This is a genomic window from Flavobacterium cheonhonense, from assembly GCF_035671315.1.
GTDB classification, from domain to species: domain Bacteria; phylum Bacteroidota; class Bacteroidia; order Flavobacteriales; family Flavobacteriaceae; genus Flavobacterium; species Flavobacterium cheonhonense.
The window spans coordinates 1,165,907-1,182,684 of the sequence record NZ_JAXAVY010000001.1 but is presented as its reverse complement, the minus strand read 5'-3'; the positions used below and the strand labels follow the sequence as shown (position 1 = coordinate 1,182,684).

At 38.5% G+C, this 16,778-nt stretch carries 16 protein-coding genes and 4 tRNA genes; 1 reads left to right on the top strand and 19 read right to left on the bottom strand.

Features of this window, described 5'->3' with window-relative positions:
• Nucleotides 1-21 precede the first annotated feature (21 nt).
• The 16 genes from rplA to SK086_RS05135 all read right to left on the bottom strand — a co-directional run bounded on the left by rplA (nucleotide 22) and on the right by SK086_RS05135 (nucleotide 9,413).
• Complete coding sequence (gene rplA / locus SK086_RS05210) at nucleotides 22-711, bottom strand: 50S ribosomal protein L1 (protein WP_290877166.1); 690 nt, start codon at nucleotides 709-711, stop codon at nucleotides 22-24.
• A gap of 3 nt (nucleotides 712-714) precedes the next feature.
• Nucleotides 715-1,161 (bottom strand): 50S ribosomal protein L11, encoded by a 447-nt coding sequence (gene rplK, locus SK086_RS05205; protein ID WP_283239161.1) that lies wholly within the window; start codon nucleotides 1,159-1,161, stop codon nucleotides 715-717.
• 70 nt (nucleotides 1,162-1,231) lie between these two features.
• Nucleotides 1,232-1,783: a transcription termination/antitermination protein NusG gene (gene nusG / locus SK086_RS05200; RefSeq protein WP_290877158.1), complete on the bottom strand. Its 552-nt coding sequence runs from the start codon at nucleotides 1,781-1,783 to the stop codon at nucleotides 1,232-1,234.
• Between the two features lie 9 nt (nucleotides 1,784-1,792).
• Nucleotides 1,793-1,990 (bottom strand): preprotein translocase subunit SecE, encoded by a 198-nt coding sequence (secE, locus tag SK086_RS05195; RefSeq protein ID WP_324690266.1) that lies wholly within the window; start codon nucleotides 1,988-1,990, stop codon nucleotides 1,793-1,795.
• Nucleotides 1,991-2,005: 15 nt separating this feature from the next.
• Nucleotides 2,006-2,076: transfer RNA gene (locus SK086_RS05190), tRNA-Trp, on the bottom strand.
• 58 nt (nucleotides 2,077-2,134) lie between these two features.
• The gene (gene tuf, locus SK086_RS05185; RefSeq protein WP_324690264.1) at nucleotides 2,135-3,322 is read right to left on the bottom strand and encodes an elongation factor Tu; all 1,188 of its coding nucleotides are present in this window, start codon (nucleotides 3,320-3,322) and stop codon (nucleotides 2,135-2,137) included.
• Between the two features lie 55 nt (nucleotides 3,323-3,377).
• A tRNA-Thr gene (locus SK086_RS05180) sits at nucleotides 3,378-3,449 on the bottom strand.
• Between the two features lie 215 nt (nucleotides 3,450-3,664).
• Nucleotides 3,665-3,746: transfer RNA gene (locus tag SK086_RS05175), tRNA-Tyr, on the bottom strand.
• Between the two features lie 34 nt (nucleotides 3,747-3,780).
• Nucleotides 3,781-3,854, bottom strand: a tRNA-Thr gene (locus SK086_RS05170).
• A gap of 88 nt (nucleotides 3,855-3,942) precedes the next feature.
• On the bottom strand, nucleotides 3,943-4,245 hold the full coding sequence (gene hpf / locus SK086_RS05165) for a ribosome hibernation-promoting factor, HPF/YfiA family (protein WP_290875139.1): 303 nt from the start codon (nucleotides 4,243-4,245) through the stop codon (nucleotides 3,943-3,945).
• Between the two features lie 32 nt (nucleotides 4,246-4,277).
• Nucleotides 4,278-5,174, bottom strand: a complete 897-nt coding sequence (locus tag SK086_RS05160; protein ID WP_324690262.1) for a tyrosine-type recombinase/integrase — start codon at nucleotides 5,172-5,174, stop codon at nucleotides 4,278-4,280.
• Nucleotides 5,175-5,244: 70 nt separating this feature from the next.
• Nucleotides 5,245-5,439, bottom strand: a complete 195-nt coding sequence (gene rpsU / locus SK086_RS05155) for a 30S ribosomal protein S21 (protein WP_290875143.1) — start codon at nucleotides 5,437-5,439, stop codon at nucleotides 5,245-5,247.
• A 322-nt stretch (nucleotides 5,440-5,761) separates the two neighbouring features.
• The gene (locus SK086_RS05150) at nucleotides 5,762-6,931 is read right to left on the bottom strand and encodes an acyl-CoA dehydrogenase family protein (RefSeq protein WP_324690261.1); all 1,170 of its coding nucleotides are present in this window, start codon (nucleotides 6,929-6,931) and stop codon (nucleotides 5,762-5,764) included.
• Nucleotides 6,932-6,963: 32 nt separating this feature from the next.
• Nucleotides 6,964-7,845 carry a ComEA family DNA-binding protein gene (locus SK086_RS05145; RefSeq protein WP_324690260.1) on the bottom strand — a complete coding sequence of 294 codons (882 nt, stop codon included), beginning with the start codon at nucleotides 7,843-7,845 and terminating at the stop codon, nucleotides 6,964-6,966.
• Nucleotides 7,846-7,848: 3 nt separating this feature from the next.
• Nucleotides 7,849-8,076: a PspC domain-containing protein gene (locus SK086_RS05140; protein WP_290875149.1), complete on the bottom strand. Its 228-nt coding sequence runs from the start codon at nucleotides 8,074-8,076 to the stop codon at nucleotides 7,849-7,851.
• A 68-nt stretch (nucleotides 8,077-8,144) separates the two neighbouring features.
• The gene (locus SK086_RS05135; protein ID WP_324690258.1) at nucleotides 8,145-9,413 is read right to left on the bottom strand and encodes a DUF2851 family protein; all 1,269 of its coding nucleotides are present in this window, start codon (nucleotides 9,411-9,413) and stop codon (nucleotides 8,145-8,147) included.
• A 55-nt stretch (nucleotides 9,414-9,468) separates the two neighbouring features.
• Here SK086_RS05135 and SK086_RS05130 point away from each other — a divergent pair, with 55 nt between their 5' ends.
• Nucleotides 9,469-11,118: a GLPGLI family protein gene (locus SK086_RS05130; RefSeq protein ID WP_324690257.1), complete on the top strand. Its 1,650-nt coding sequence runs from the start codon at nucleotides 9,469-9,471 to the stop codon at nucleotides 11,116-11,118.
• 111 nt (nucleotides 11,119-11,229) lie between these two features.
• Here the strand turns inward: SK086_RS05130 and SK086_RS05125 are convergent, their stop codons facing one another.
• The 3 genes from SK086_RS05125 to SK086_RS05115 all read right to left on the bottom strand — a co-directional run bounded on the left by SK086_RS05125 (nucleotide 11,230) and on the right by SK086_RS05115 (nucleotide 16,755).
• The gene (locus SK086_RS05125) at nucleotides 11,230-12,591 is read right to left on the bottom strand and encodes a pyridoxal-phosphate dependent enzyme (protein ID WP_324690255.1); all 1,362 of its coding nucleotides are present in this window, start codon (nucleotides 12,589-12,591) and stop codon (nucleotides 11,230-11,232) included.
• A 187-nt stretch (nucleotides 12,592-12,778) separates the two neighbouring features.
• A complete protein-coding gene (locus SK086_RS05120) occupies nucleotides 12,779-14,746 on the bottom strand; it encodes a putative porin (protein WP_324690254.1) in 1,968 nt (655 codons plus the stop codon).
• A 104-nt stretch (nucleotides 14,747-14,850) separates the two neighbouring features.
• Entirely contained in the window at nucleotides 14,851-16,755 is a 1,905-nt protein-coding gene (locus tag SK086_RS05115; RefSeq protein WP_324690252.1) for a S8 family serine peptidase, read from the bottom strand.
• Nucleotides 16,756-16,778: the final 23 nt, after the last annotated feature.

Below are 16,778 nucleotides of genomic sequence, written 5' to 3'. Positions count from 1 at the left end.
TAAAATATGTTTAACTACCAATTATACAGCTTTAGGATCTAAAGCGATAGCAGGACTCATAGTACTTGACAAGTGGATAGACTTGATGTAAGTACCTTTAGCTGCAGTTGGTTTTAATTTAACTAATGTTTGAATAATTTCGTGAGCGTTATCTACAATTTTATCAGCGTCGAAAGAGATTCTTCCGATACCGGCATGTACGATTCCGGTTTTATCCACTTTGAAGTCGATTTTACCCGCTTTAACTTCAGCAACAGCTTTACCAATTTCCATAGTAACTGTTCCAGTTTTAGGGTTTGGCATTAAACCTCTTGGTCCTAATACACGTCCTAAAGGTCCTAATTTACCCATGATAGCCGGCATAGTGATGATAACATCAACATCAGTCCAACCATCTTTAATTTTTTGAAGGTAATCGTCTAATCCAACGAAATCAGCTCCGGCTGCTTTAGCTTCAGCTTCTTTGTCCGGAGTAACTAAAGCTAATACTTTAGTATCTTTACCGGTTCCGTGAGGAAGGGTTACAACACCTCTTACCATTTGATTTGCTTTTCTTGGATCAACACCTAAACGAACAGCAATATCTACTGACTCATCAAATTTTGCAGAAGCAACTGTTTTCAATAAAGATGAAGCATCTTTTAAAGAATACAATTTATTTTTCTCAATTTTTGAAGCAGCCTCTTTTTGTTTTTTTGTCAATTTTGCCATGTCTTATCCTTTGTTTAGAGGAGAATCTCCAGTTACAGTTAATCCCATTGATCTAGCTGTTCCAGCAACCATGCTCATAGCAGATTCGATAGTGAATGCATTTAAATCTGGCATTTTGTCCTCTGCAATCGTTTTGATTTGGTCCCAAGAAACGTTACCAACTTTACGACGATTAGGCTCTCCTGAACCGGATTTAATTTTAGCAGCATCCAATAACTGAATTGCAGCAGGTGGAGTTTTCACGACAAAATCGAATGATTTGTCTTTGTACACGGTAATTTGTACCGGTAACACTTTGCCAGGTTGATCTTGGGTTCTAGCATTAAATTGCTTACAGAACTCCATGATGTTAACCCCAGCAGCTCCCAAAGCAGGTCCAACCGGTGGCGACGGGTTCGCAGCACCTCCCTTAACTTGTAGTTTAACTACTTTACTAATTTCTTTAGCCATTTCTTAAAAAAAATTTTGCATCTCTCAATTGGAAGCGATTGACGCGGGTTATAATGTATGTAACAAAAAATTATACTTTTTCAACTTGCATAAAACTCAATTCTAATGGTGTTTTTCTACCGAAGATTTTTACCATTACTTCAAGCTTACGCTTTTCTTCATTGATTTTATCAATAGTTCCGTTGAAACCATTGAAAGGACCATCAATTACCTTAATTGTTTCGCCAACAGTGAAAGGAATATTCTGAGTATCAGTATTCACCGCCAACTCATCTACTTTTCCTAGCATTCTGTTCACTTCTGACAAACGCAATGGCACAGGATCTCCTCCTTTTACTTCACCTAAAAAACCAATTACACCGGTAATCGATTTGATGATGTGAGGAATTTCCCCAACCAAATTAGCTTCTATCATTACATAGCCAGGAAAATATACTTTGTCCTTAGCTATCTTTTTTCCATCTCTAACCTGTACCACTTTTTCAGTAGGGACAAGCACTTGAGAGATGTAATCTGACATGCCTAACCTGTTAATCTCAGTTTCAATATAAGCTTTCACTTTATTTTCCTGACCACTAACAGCTCTTACGACATACCATTTTTTTAAATTAATATCAGCCATTTCAGTATATTAAGAATTTAACCATGTAAAGAATCCAGCAATAACTTTCGCACAAGCTTCATCAACTCCCCACGTAGCTAGAGCACAAACAACTGAAAATACAGCTACCACAATAGTGTATCTTTGAACCTCAGCCCATTCCGGCCAAGTAACATTTGTTTTCAATTCTTCAAATGCTTCTGATATATAGTTAACAATTTTTGCCATTGTATATTTTTTTTGCACGGGCGGGAGGATTCGAACCACCATCAACGGTTTTGGAGACCGCTATTCTACCCTTGAACTACGCCCGTTTCATTAAAAACCAGTGTCGCCTTGACTGACGACACTGGTAATTTATTTACTAAATAATTAGTCTAAAATTTCAGTTACCTGACCAGCACCAACTGTTCTACCACCTTCACGGATAGCGAAACGTAAACCTACGTTTAATGCAATTGGGCTTAACAAGCTTACTTCAATAGTTAAGTTATCACCTGGCATTACCATCTCTACACCTGCTGGTAAAGAAATAACTCCTGTTACGTCAGTTGTACGTACGTAGAACTGCGGACGGTAGTTATTGTGGAATGGCGTGTGACGACCACCTTCTTCTTTTTTCAAGATATAAACCTCAGCTTTGAATTTAGCGTGTGGTTTTACTGAACCTGGTTTACAAATAACCATACCTCTTTTGATATCAGCTTTATCGATACCTCTTAACAAAAGACCTACGTTATCTCCAGCTTCACCTCTGTCAAGGATTTTACGGAACATCTCAACTCCAGTGATTGTAGAAGTCAATTTGTCAGCTCCCATACCGATAATTTCTACCGGATCTCCAGTATTAGCAACTCCAGTTTCGATACGACCTGTAGCAACAGTTCCACGACCTGTAATTGTAAATACGTCCTCAACAGGCATCAAGAATGGTTTAGCGTTGTCACGTACCGGCTCTTCGATCCAGTTGTCAACAGCTTCCATCAATTCGATGATTTTTGGTACCCAGTTAGGGTCATTGTTCAATCCACCTAAAGCAGAACCTTGAACTACAGGACCATTGTCTCCATCATATTCATAGAAAGACAATAAGTCTCTGATTTCCATTTCTACTAATTCTAATAATTCCGGATCGTCAACCATGTCCACTTTGTTCATGAATACAACGATTCTAGGAATACCTACCTGACGTCCTAAAAGGATGTGCTCACGAGTTTGTGGCATTGGTCCGTCAGTTGCAGCTACTACTAAGATAGCACCGTCCATTTGAGCAGCACCAGTAACCATGTTCTTAACGTAATCCGCGTGACCTGGACAGTCAACGTGAGCGTAGTGACGGTTAGCAGTTTCGTACTCAACGTGTGAAGTGTTGATAGTAATACCTCTTTCTTTTTCTTCCGGAGCGTTATCAATTTGATCAAATGATTTCGCTTGACAGTAACCTGCATCAGACAATACTTTAGTAATTGCTGCAGTTAAAGTAGTTTTTCCGTGGTCTACGTGTCCAATTGTACCTATATTAAGGTGTGGCTTGGTACGACTAAAATTTTCTTTTGCCATTTTACTTAATTTTTAATCTTAGTTTATATATTAGTGTTCAAATTTTACAATTTTGAGCCAACTACGGGATTTGAACCCGTGACCTCTTCCTTACCAAGGAAGCACTCTACCCCTGAGCTAAGTCGGCTTGTACTAGCTTAGAAGTTAAACCTCAGAATTCAGAAACTTCCAAATCCTTATTGCTAAACTCCAATCATTTTGAATCCTCAACACATGGTTGAATTTCCAATTTTAGAATACCACCTTTTAAGTGATAATCCTGATAAGGTGATGCCTTATCCAAGCTTTAAATCTGAATTTACTCGAAAGCAAAATCTCGGATAAATTCCTATTCAAAGTTAGTGGGGAGAGCAGGATTCGAACCTGCGAAGATGTAATCAGCGGATTTACAGTCCGCCCTCGTTGGCCGCTTGAGTATCTCCCCTAACCTTTTTATTTTCAATACTATAAAAGAACCGAGCCGATGGAGGGACTCGAACCCACGACCTGCTGATTACAAATCAGCTGCTCTAGCCAACTGAGCTACACCGGCAACAATAAAAAAAGTCCGCTATTTCTAACGGACTGCAAATGTAGGCATTTTATCTTTTAATCAAAACATTTTTGAAAAAATTTTCATCTTAGGTATGTGCTCTGATTTTTTCTTTCCTTTTTACCAATAATCGCTCCAAGGATTCTGAGGATAATTCTACCGCTTCCTCAAAAGTTTTACATTGTTTTTTTACCACAAAATCATCTCCGGGAACATGAATTTTCACCTCTACAATTTTATTTTCCTTCTCACTAGTGTTGTCTACCTTCAAAAAAACATCTGAAGAAACGACTTTGTCGTAGAATTTTTCGAGTTTACCTAATCTTTCATTGATAAAATCAACCAGCTTTCTGTCGACAGTAAAGTTTACTGCATGAACATTTACCTTCATAATACTATTTTTATTGATTAAACATGGTCGAATTATTTTTGGTTTCTGGGATGCGCACTACCGTAGATTTTTTTTAGCTCTGCTAAACTACTATGTGTATAGACTTGGGTAGAAGCCAAACTGGAATGTCCTAATAATTCTTTAACCGAATTAATATCTGCCCCATGATTCAAAAGATGCGTCGCAAATGTATGTCTTAAAATATGCGGACTCCTTTTTACCTTCTCTGAGACATTACTAAAGTAATAATTTATTAGCCGATAAACAAACGAATCGTTCAATTTAACGCCTTTTAACAATAGAAAAAAAGAGTCATCATCGATAATTCTCTGTAAACGTGACCTTTCGTCCAAATAAATCCTAATCTGATTTTGAACCACAGGCAAAACAGGAATGATTCTTTCCTTATTTCTCTTCCCTAACACTTTTATCGTTCCGTTGGACAAATCAACATTGTGCAACTTTAGTCCTATCAGCTCTGCGCGTCGAATACCGGTAGTGTAAAACAAATCCACCACCAACTTGTCGCGCACACCTTCAAAACCCTCCGGATACACAATTTGATTGAGTACCAAATCCAACTCTTTTTCCGAAAAGGGAATTTGAAGCTTCTTGGGAGATTTCAAGGCTTTGTGCTTGAGTAACGGACTTGTTTCGATTTGCTTGGTCTTGAGCAAGAATTTGTAAAACGATTTTAAAGAAGATATCTTTCTGTTAATAGAACTATTGGATACACCGTCATCAGACAACGAAACTATCCAAGCACGAATTTGATTGTAGTTGACGCGAATTAAATCATCATCCTCAAAAGCACCTTTCAAAAAAGCCTGAAAAAAACCCAAGTCGTTCAAGTACGCGGTTACCGTATGTGGAGAATAGTTTTTCTCCAAACCCAAATAGTCCCGAAATCTAGCCTTGATACTTACCATAAAAAAAACCGCTGACCTCAAAGTTAAAAAACTTTAATGATCAGCGGTTGTATCTTATCAGGAAATTAACTTATCCTTCTAAATTGTCTCTCAATGTTTGAATATAAGCAGCTTTTTGAATTTGTGCTCTTCTCACTACTGATGGCTTAGTAAACGCCTGACGCGCTCTAAGTTGTCTTACAGTTCCGGTTTTATCGAATTTTCTCTTGTAGCGCTTTAATGCTCTATCAATGTTTTCTCCGTCTTTAATTGGTATAATCAACATAATTTAGACACCTCCTCTCATTTAGTGGGTGCAAAAGTAACAATAATTTTGACTCGAACAAACAAATTTCAATTTGTTTTGGAAATAGGCGAAGCAATGATAAATTGTAAATTATTTTTTGGGCGTGCCGGTGCCTACAGCCATCATCTTGAATAGAAACCATTCACACAGCCACCGTCGGGCTGTACGTTGCAATCTTTTACTGCGTAAAAGGATTTCCTCTTCCATCCCTCACGCGAAAGTAAGGAACAAGTGAAAAGACAAAAGGGATAAGTAAAAAGTCATTTCAACTTATCCCTTTTCCCTAATCCCTTATTTCTCATTATTTAACCGCCGGCTGATAGCTTTTATTGTCTATAATCAATTTAGACAAAATCTCTCTCAAGATTTCAGAAGTTCCGCCGCCAATCGGCCCTAAACGACTGTCCCTTAACAAGCGCGCCAACGGATATTCTTCCATATAACCATAACCGCCCAACATTTGCAAGCAACTGTAAATCACTTCATCGGCCACTTTAGTCGATTTTAACTTGGCCATGGTCGCTTCTTTAACCACATATTCTCCTTGATTCAATCTAGCGACTGCCGCATAATTGAAAATTTTACAGTGCTCTACTTCAGTTGCATTATCTACCATGGCATGACGTAAGGCTTGGAACTTATCAATAGATCTACCGAAAGCTTCGCGTTGCGACATATATTCTAAAGTATAATTGATAGCATATTCCGCTCGAGCGTGGGCATTAATCGCCATAATCAATCGTTCCAAAGCAAAGTGTTGCATGATATACGGGAAACCTTTCCCTTCTTCTCCCATTAAGTTGGCCACAGGAATTTCCACATTGTCAAAAGAAATTTCTGCCGTATCGGAAGCTCTCCAACCCAATTTATCCAATTTGGTAGCATTGATACCTTTAGTGGCTGTGTCTACTAAAAATATACTGATGCCTTTGTTTCCTAACTCCGGACTGGTTTTCGCAGCCACTACATAGTAATCCGCATAAACACCATTAGTGATAAAGGTTTTAGAACCGTTAATCACATATTTATCGCCATTTTTTACTGCCGTAGTTCGCATTCCGGCCACATCGCTTCCGCCAAAAGGCTCAGTCAAACATAAGGCTCCGATTTTATCACCGGCTATACTGGGCGCTAAATAATCTTGTTTGATTCTCTCATCGCCTTCCGCATTCAAATGCGTCATGGCCAAATAAGCATGCGCCCACATGGCAGCCGCAAAACCCGACGATTTTATTTTTTGAAGTTCTTCTAAAAACACTACGGTGTAAAACAAATCCAAATTCATCCCGCCGTAAGCTTCAGGGTAAGTCAACCCGAAAAAGCCCATATCTCCAAACTTCTTCCAAATAAAACGTTCAATTGTTCCGGTCTTTTCCCATTTTTCAATGTGTGGTACCACCTCTTTTTGCAAAAAATCTTGCAAACTCTTCCTGAACAACTCGTGCTCTTCCGTAAAGTATGTTGAATTCATAGTAAATAAAACTGTTTTTCTTAGCTATTTTTTTAGAATTCCAAATATAAAGCAATTATTTTTATTTTATCGACAGGAAATCCTTTAATTTTTGACAAATCCTCAGTTTTGATATCGCCATTCATACTGCGAAAAACGACTATTTCTTTGGCCAAAGCATACTTGAAAAACGGAAAATGTGATAACTCTTTGATTGAAGCGTTGTTAATGTTAATTTTCTGAATGCCTGCAGTGGATTTTACCTCAAAGTTTTGGTTGAGTTTGGCAATAACTTCGGGCGACAAACCCCAAACATCATCGAGTTGTTCCATCGATACAAAAGCACCGAGCTTATTTTTATACTCCAAAATACGATCTGAAATCTTATCTCCTATACCGTAGACTTTCATCAAATCTGCTTTAGTAGCTTGATTGATATCAACAACAACTATCTTTTCAGGCTTGTTAAATGTTGGTTTAGCGATTGAAGTAGTATACTCTTTTTTGTTATTCACCCAATCCGGGAACTTAAAATAGGGCGATATGGCGTTGAGCAACGAATCAGAAACCTTGGTGACCGCTTGGAATTCTGCGGCTGAATTGACAAACTTGTTTTGCTTTCGGTAGGCCAATAATCGATCAATTTCCGCTACTGACATCCCGAGCTTATAGCCTTTAAAATCGGTTATAAAATTAGGATTGAACGGATAAATAGTCGGCTTTACGTTATAAGACTGCGACTTCAAACTATCCACCACCGACTGATGAGCCAGCCATTTCCGGGCTTCTGCAGTATTCAACTCCTCGGATTTAAAATCGTGAATCACATAAAAACTTTGACAAAGCACTATGAGTCCAAAGAGCAAAATAATTCCGATTCGCTGGCTTTTCGAATAGTGTGAAAGAGTTGCCCAAATGGAATTAGATTGCCGCATACGTTATAAATCAAAAACTGAGGTTCTTTTACCCCGAATCAAATCTTTCAATTTGAGCCAAAAAGCTAAGGTTAAGTAAATCCCAAAACCCAAACCGGCTGTTACAAATGAGATATAAATAAAAAACAGGCGCACATTGGAAGCCCGCATACCTAATTTATCGGCCAAGCGTGAAGAAACGTGAAAACCGTGTTTTTCAAAGAAATATTTGAGTTGGATGATGGGTGACATTGTATTGTATTTTTTTACCTCATTGGGTTATAATTATTGTTTGGGTAAGCTTTTGAAATTATTATTCATTACTCCTTTAAAAGATGTACTCCGACAGCACACTGCAAACACCTGCCTTTACTGCAATAATTGTTCTTTAGTTGCAAAAGCGATTGGGTTTCAAAAGCACTTTCGGCAGTAATGCCAAAATTAGCAAACTTTTCAATGACAATATTCTTTTCCGGCGGTATTGTTTGCAGGAGTTGTACCAGTGATTCCGAAATTTCTTTTCCCAGACTTTCCGCATAGGCAAATTGAAGCGGAACTATGGTATTCATAACCAGCAAATCAATAAAGCTTTTGGACAAGCGCTTTTTTTTGGCTGGACTGACTTTATCCAATTGATAGTGATTTTCCCAATAAGCAGAAACGCCTGAATTAAGTAACTCATACAAATCGTTCATCGATGCAGCCGCTATAATTTTAGCAAACAAATTTTGCTGCAAATGATACAACATGGCCAATTGCGCCAATCGAATGGTTGGAAAATTATCAGGACGATGTTGGAAAAACTGAACGGGTTCAACCCAAGTTTTTTTCAAGCGATATTTTTGTGTGAGATAAGATGTCCTACCCCGCAAATCCTTCGCATAAGCATCTTCTGCAGTCTCTGACAGCAAATCCAGCTGACTAAAAAACAACGCTTCCAGGTTTTGAACTTCAAAACTTTCTTTTCGAATAACCGAAAACGGAATCGACTGAAGTGCTTTGAAAAAAATTTCTCCATTGGTATTCAGTCCGAAGTTTTTGGCCAAGCTATAAAACAATACCGCTTCCCAATCGTTGTTGGTGGCAGTTAATAAAATTTTTATCGGAACAGCTTTGCTTTCTAATCGTTCAAAGAACAACCGCTCCAACCAATTTTTCAAAACAAAAGTATCAGTTAACCGAATTTGGCTTTCGCAAAAAATCCAGGATTTGGGCGTGGCTAATGCTAAATACTGTTGCAAGACAGCTTTCGACACAAAACTTTTAAGCGAAACCGTCGGAATAACCGAATTGTCATTTCTGAAAATAGGCACATCATGTTCCCAAACTACGTGTAATATAACATTGTTGTACTGATTGTCTTGTTCATGTTGGTGCAAATACCAATCAGATGACTTGACATGAATTTCTACATTGCCGGCCCATTTTTGATTCCCAATTATAATTTGAGCGTTGAAAAAATCAGGCCCGGCTTGTTGTAAATACTGACCGGTATGGACAACCGTTATTGCTTCTCCCGAAACCGTGGTTAGGTTAGAAAAATCAAACTTCTTATATTGCCAGATATAATGAAGAAAATCTTCTCTCATAACCTCAAATTTTTAACTAAAGTAAGAATTTTACTTTATAATAAAAATATTTGTAATGAAAAATTTACTTTTTACCTTTTTGCTGTTTGCTTCAGGAACTATTTTTTCACAGCATTACAAAATTACTTACCTCAAAAACTCTAATGGCAAACCTATTCAAGACCAAGATCCCATTTGGGTATTTGTACATCCTAAAAGCACACACATCACTTCCGAGAGCATTGTAAATCGAACAGCCTCTTATCCCAACGAGGAAATTGTTGTATTTAAAGACACGAATACAATAGTTCAAATAGCTCATTTGGAAATTGGAAACAACATTAGCGCCACTGATAGTGTGGCCTTAACAAAACAAACTTTTGAATACTTGGACGAAACGAAAAAAATCTTAGGATATAACTGTAAAAAAGCCAAAACCATCATCAATTCGAATACTATAGAATTTTGGTATACAGATGAATTAAATTGTAAAGGTGCACCAACTGTTTTAGGACAGAACCTCGGATTAGTATTGGAAATGGTCCGCAATGGGAATTATGCCGTTACAGCAACAAAAATAGAAAAGCCTAAAACATTTCCGGGCTTTGTTTTACCGAAGAAAAACTTCGATTTAATAACCTACAAAGATTTACTCTGGAAAAGCCGATTCACCACCATCCCTATTTTTAAAGACCAAGTGATTAACTTTTCAAGCGAATCGAAATCAAATGATACTATTTTGCGTTTTGCCAACGGAACCATAGCGGTGCGAAAAATGAAATTTCCTGAAATTACAATCGGCAGCCAGATTTTTGCTGATGTTACCGAACAATCTAACGGAGATGCTTACGACAGAACGGGCTCCTTATTTATGATTCCGACCGACAAAGCCCTGTCCTACTTAGACGGTTTACAGAACGGCGCCAAAACACTACCAATTTACACGAACGGAAACGGCAAAGAATACCAAGGCGTAGTGGCTACCGAGCAGTACAATCCGGTGGTGGAATTGATGCGCTTTTTTACGCCTTTCGGTGTGAAGCAATACAATTATTTGGAACAGAAAGACAAAACTTGGGCAGAAAACGTTTTGTACCGGCAGGATATCTCCGACTTGCTGCCTTTGTTGAGTGGTAAAGAAGTTTGGATTGGCATCAACATTGGGAATTACGACAAAGGCGGTCATAAAGTATCCGCGAATATCACCATCCATTCCGAAGGCGAATCGAAGGCCAAACCTACTCGAATTGTACCTTTGTTTTGCACCAACAATATTATGGAAATGGCCGGACAAGAATACGGCACTATGTTCAACAACGAAAAAGGGTTGGAAGTCAGTTTTACCCTTGACCAACCGATGAAAAATATCAAATTGCGTTATATCACTACCGGTCACGGCGGTTGGGAAAACGGCGATGAGTTTGTGCCGAAAAAGAATACCATTTATTTGAATGGGAAAGAAACTTTTGGATTTACCCCTTGGCGACAAGATTGCGGTTCGTATCGCTTATCAAATCCGGCTTCGGGGAATTTTGGCAATGGTTTGTCGTCTTCTGATTATAGTCGCTCTAACTGGTGTCCGGGAACAGTTACCAATCCAATCTTTATTGATTTAGGTGATTTACCGGCCGGAAATCATACTTTAAAAGTTAGCATTCCTCAAGGTTTGCCGGAAGGTGGCAGTTTTAGTTCCTGGAATATTTCCGGGCTTTTGATTGGAGAGTAATTCTAGGGATAAGGGATAAGTAAAAAGGGATAAGTAAAAAAGAGTCAAGATTAAAACTTATAGTATCTAAACCTTGACTCTTACTTTTGACTTATCCCTAGTCCCTTTAACCTATTTAATAGAACTAATAATATCGTGTTTGGTAATAATATGGTGTTTTCCGTTGCCTAAATCGACCAATACCGCTTGGTTGTCTTTATTGATGAGTTTAGAAATCTCTTCAACCGGCGCATTGGCATTGACAATCGGATACGGTTTTCCCATGATTTCTTTGATAGGCTTATCGGCTATATTTTTGTCTTCGATATAGCTACGGAACAAATCGGTTTCGTCTATGCTACCCACAAAACCGGTGGTATCGATTACCGGAATTTGAGAGATGTTGTATTTTTTCAAACGTTCGATGGCGTGTGATACTAATTCTTCCGTACGTACTATGACCAATGGTTTGTCTTTGTGGTCTTTGATTACGTCTTCTGCTTTGGTGATTTCTTCTTCTAAGAAACCTCTTTCGCGCATCCAGTCGTCGTTGAACATTTTCCCCACATAACGGCTTCCGCTATCGTGGAAAAGCACTACTACAACATCATTCGGACCGAAATGCTCTTTCAATTGGTGCAAACCTTTGACACAAGCACCGGCTGAATTCCCAACAAAAATCCCTTCTTCCAAAGCAATTTTACGAGTATAAACTGCGGCGTCTTTATCGGTTACTTTGGTAAACCCATCGATAACTGAGAAGTCAACGTTTTTAGGCAAGATGTCTTCCCCGATGCCTTCAGTGATATAAGAGTAGATTTCGTTTTCATCGAAGATACCTGTTTCGTGGTATTTTTTGAATACTGAACCGTAGGTATCAATGCCCCAAACTTTCACATTCGGGTTTTGCTCTTTTAAATATTTTCCGATGCCGGAAATGGTTCCGCCGGTTCCAACGCCTACAACAAAATGAGTTACTTTACCATCGGTTTGTTCCCAAATCTCAGGACCGGTTTGTTGGTAATGTGCTAGTGCATTGCTTGGATTATCGTATTGGTTTACGTACCAAGAATTAGGAATTTCGGTACTCAATCTTTTCGAAACAGAATAGTACGAACGCGGGTCAGTTGGTTCTACATCGGTTGGACAAACGATTACTTTAGCGCCAACGGCACGAAGGATGTCCATTTTTTCTTTCGATTGTTTGTCGGTGATTACAAAAATACATTTGTATCCTTTTACAATTGCGGCTAAGGCTAAGCCCATACCGGTATTTCCGGAAGTTCCTTCGATAATGGTTCCACCAGGTTTTAGTCGGCCATCAGCCTCGGCATCTTCTACCATTTTAAGCGCCATGCGGTCTTTGGTAGAGTTTCCGGGATTGAAGGTTTCTACTTTGGCCAAAACCAAGGCGTCGATGCCTTTCACCACTTTATTCAATTTTACTAAAGGCGTGTGGCCAATAGTGCCTAGTATATTTTCTGCGTAGTTCATTTTTGAGTAGCTGAGTAGCTGAGCTTTAAATTTAGGTTACAAAGATATTGATAAAAAGAAGGTTTGCAAGTTTGAAGCACCTTAATTCGAAATCGTTTGCGTGCGGGATGGGAACGGCATCCTTTTGTTTCGTTGGTAAACGAGACAAAAGATACAGTGGACAGCGCGGTAACACGCCCAAAAAAAATTACTGGAAGAAGTTCCATACTAAACCGAAGCGAATCATAAAATCGCGGTACGGATAGTTGGGCGCGGTATAGAAAGTATTACCGGTCATGCGAGAATTCAAATGCTCTACTTTAAAGAAAATGCGCGTTTGACGGATTCGGGCGTTGACAAAGAAATCGACCATAGGAAACTCCCCTATTTCTCGGGTGTTTTGCACGAAGGCTTCGGCCAAGATCGGATTGTAATCGTTGGCGTAATATTTTGTAAAATAATTGAAGGTAAAACCGGTTTGCAGGTACAGCGCTTTTTTGAAAAAATAATCGGTGTAATACAAAGAGTTTCGGGTTACGATTTGCGGCACATTGAGCACATCGTCTTCTTGGTCTACTTGTTGGTATAAAACGGTGTTATCGAGCGCCAATTTCCACCATTTGAATTCGCGGCTGACTTTAACCGACAAATAATTGATGGTTTTATCGTATTGTTTCGGGGTAACAATTTGCTGTTGCGGATCGGTAGCATCATTGCTAAAAAACAAGTAATCGTTAAGCGAACTGATTTGCATGGCCGCATTGAACCATTGGGTTTTGGCCATCACTTCCAGATTGTTGATTTTTTCGTTTTTGAAATCATAGTACCAATTGTAACCGATAAAACTGCTTTGGTGCAAGTTGTAGAGATGATCGGGAATTTTATTGAGCATTTGGTATTGGAACTGCAGCTCGTTTTTGGCGTTGATTTGGTATTTGAGTTGGGCGTTGAAGTTGGTAAGCGATTGATTGGAAATGGAATTAGAATAGGTAAAAACGCCATTCCATTTGTTTTTGCGGTATTCGTATTGACCGCCAACGGTGTTGATTTCATCGCTTAAAGAACCGGGAATAATACCGGAATCCAAAATCAGTACTTTATCATAAAAGTAGTTGAATCGGTAATCTTCGGCGAAGAATTGGAACTTCCCTAATAAGGCATTCTCGTAGATGGCGCCGACTTTATTGTGCATGCGGTTGTAGCGACTTTGATCGTTGATACCACCGGAAACATAGGCTTCGCCAAAATGCAGTATTTGCGTATTCCCTACTGTTGAAGCCAGTGTTTTTTGATTGTATTCAAAAAACTTAGTTTCATAGGTAAATTGATGTGTCAGGTACAAATTATTATTGCCTTTTTTGGTGTTGATTCGGAAATTATGGTCGAAGAAATACCTTTTTCCTTTCATGAATGACTTGGCATCTTTCAGGTATACTTCTAATCGGGCTCGGTTTTGGAAGGCCGGATCTTCACTTTCGAAATCCTCGAGCGTTGTAATTCCACCGTTTTCACCGTTTGAAAAATCCTGACCGGTGAAATGAAAATTAAGGTAATATCTTTTATTGAGTGTATTGTAGCTGGTAGTGAAGCGGAAGTTTCCGGTACTCGACAATTGGTTGATGTATTTCCCTAACGAACGCAAGCCTTTAAAAGCGACTGACATATTGAAGCGTTCTGAGGTATTTACAGTAATGAACGCGTCTACAGATTGTCCTTGCTCCATTACGGTTTTGAAGTACAACTCGGTTATCGGCGTGGCAACAGAGTAATACTTAATATCGTCTATTTGCAGGTAATTAAAATGTTTTCCGGAATGCCCCAATTCAGGGTAAGCCGCAAATTTTTTCAATCCGTAATCTAAAACGGTGTAGGTTTGACCTTCATTGGCAAAAGGCAACAAACCGAAAATATCTTTACGCAGGTAATTGTATTCGTACTCCTTTTTGATAGTTAACGAAGTATCAACGTAGGTAGTGTCTTTTTGCAGGCTTATAATTCTGTAAAAATCATAGGGTGCCTTTTTCACTTCCTTAGTGGCGGAGGTATCTTTAACAGAAGTATTTCTGGAGGTTGGTTTAACATTTTGGTCCAGTGTACCGAGCTTAGCACTTCTGTCTCTTTGGGAAGAAACAGATTGGATTGAAAGTAAAAAAACTATAAATAAAAGATAGCGCATTGGAATAATTTTCGGGACAAAAATACACAAAAGTATTGGTAATAAAATCATAAAAAAACCATCCTATATCTAGGATGGTTTCGCATATCAAAAGTGAATTGAAGTTATTCTTTGATGAATTTTTTGGTAGTTACACCGTAATCCGACTTAAAGTTTACAAAGTATACTCCTGAAGCCAATGAAGAAACGTCGATACTTTCCGAAGAAAGTGAATTTACTCTTTTGTATACTTCTTTCCCGGAAATATCAATGATGGTTACTTCTTGTAAATTCAACAACGATTTAGTACCGATATTCAAAACCGAGTTAGCTGGGTTTGGATAAACCATAATCTGACTGTTATCGGCTGAAAACTCATTATTTGAGAGTGTAATATTGTTACCTGATGAAACGATTAACGAGAATTTTTGAGGTCCATTAGAAATGCTGTTTTTGTGGGTAACCGTAATAGTGTAAACACCACTTGGATTATCTACTTGGACTTTTTCAAAGTTATCTCTGAAGTTATCTGCGGTTCTAACAGGTTCATCATAAGGAGCAGCAGGATTTAAGGTCCAAGGAAAGTAGGTATTAGTTCCTTGTGTTACTCTTATATCTAAGTCGTTAACCAAATTGAGATTAGTTGGATCAATAGCATTAGATGTATTGGCCACACCTGCAGGGTCAGTCCAAGATATTGAAGCCATCAAAGGCGCTGTACCAGTTGAAGCAACATCAATAGTATAACTTTGACCGGTCGCTAATTGCAATTCATATATAACTGCATTCTGTTGTTGGTGCTTTTGAATTACAGTAGCAGCTGCTTGAGCATTAACTAATCCCCAACCATATTCATAATCAGGCCCGGTGTAGTAACCCGCTTCGTCAGCCGTGTGCAAAATTAGACCTTTGAGAGTAGCAGCTCTCATGTAGGTTGAAAATAAAGACTCATAGTATTGTTGTAATAACAACGAAACTCCTGTAATACCAGGCGATGCCATAGAAGTCCCTTGCATTATGCCACTGGCAGTATCTGAATTTGACATGGTAGATCTTACAGAGACACCTTTAGTAACTATCTCAGGCTTAATTCTACCGTCGTCAGAAGGTCCCCAACTACTAAAAGAAGACATGACAACACTATTGGCGTCAACATAATTGAGTACTTGATTAACAGCACCAACCGTTAAAATATTCTTTGCATTGTGCATCCCTCTTACTAAGTTGTAACCAAATTTTTGATTCAAATAAGGTCCAATTATAGCATCTTCATAATCACTTCGATCATTACCGGCTGAAGTTACAGGTAGATAGTAAGGCGCTGCAAATGTAATTTGGTCTAATTGTCTTGCTCTTGAATCATAAGCCCCAAAATTCCAAGGTGTACTTTGAACAGCCCCTATAAAATAAGAATGATTGGAAACCAACATCCCGTTAGCTGCCTGATCAGTCATTTCTGCATAATCATTATCCCAGTCAGATGAATAAGCACTGGCATTAAAGGCCAATCCTCTTAAGTTGGCAGTAATTCCCTGAGCCACAATTGTGCCTGTAACGTGGGTAGCATGGTCTTCGAAAGTTGAGCCATCCAATATAAAAACCTTATTATTAGGAAACTCAACATGCGTATTACGTGCAGAACCGCCATCCCAAACATAGGCATACATTCCTTGACCTTCGATATTTAGTCCCATAGCACCCCCAGAGTACAAACGGTCGGCTCTGGCAGTTCTGGCAGCGTTAAAATTAGAGGTAGAATAGTACAATACCTCAGAATTATTTATTACATCATACATTTCTCTCTTAGCACCATTAACATAATAAACTTTTTTAGCAGAAGGATGAGAGGACAAATAAGCTTCAATTCGTTCCTTTCGTTTGAAATATTCAAAGTTAAACTGCTCAGAAAGTGATTTCAGAGTGGTAACATCCGTATTTTTGATAATCTCTTGTCTTTGTTGTTGCGATTGAGAAAAGCCAAAAGTGACAGATATTAAAAGAAAAAAACCAATTTTAATTGTATTTTTCATAGCATATAAAAAATTAGATAAAA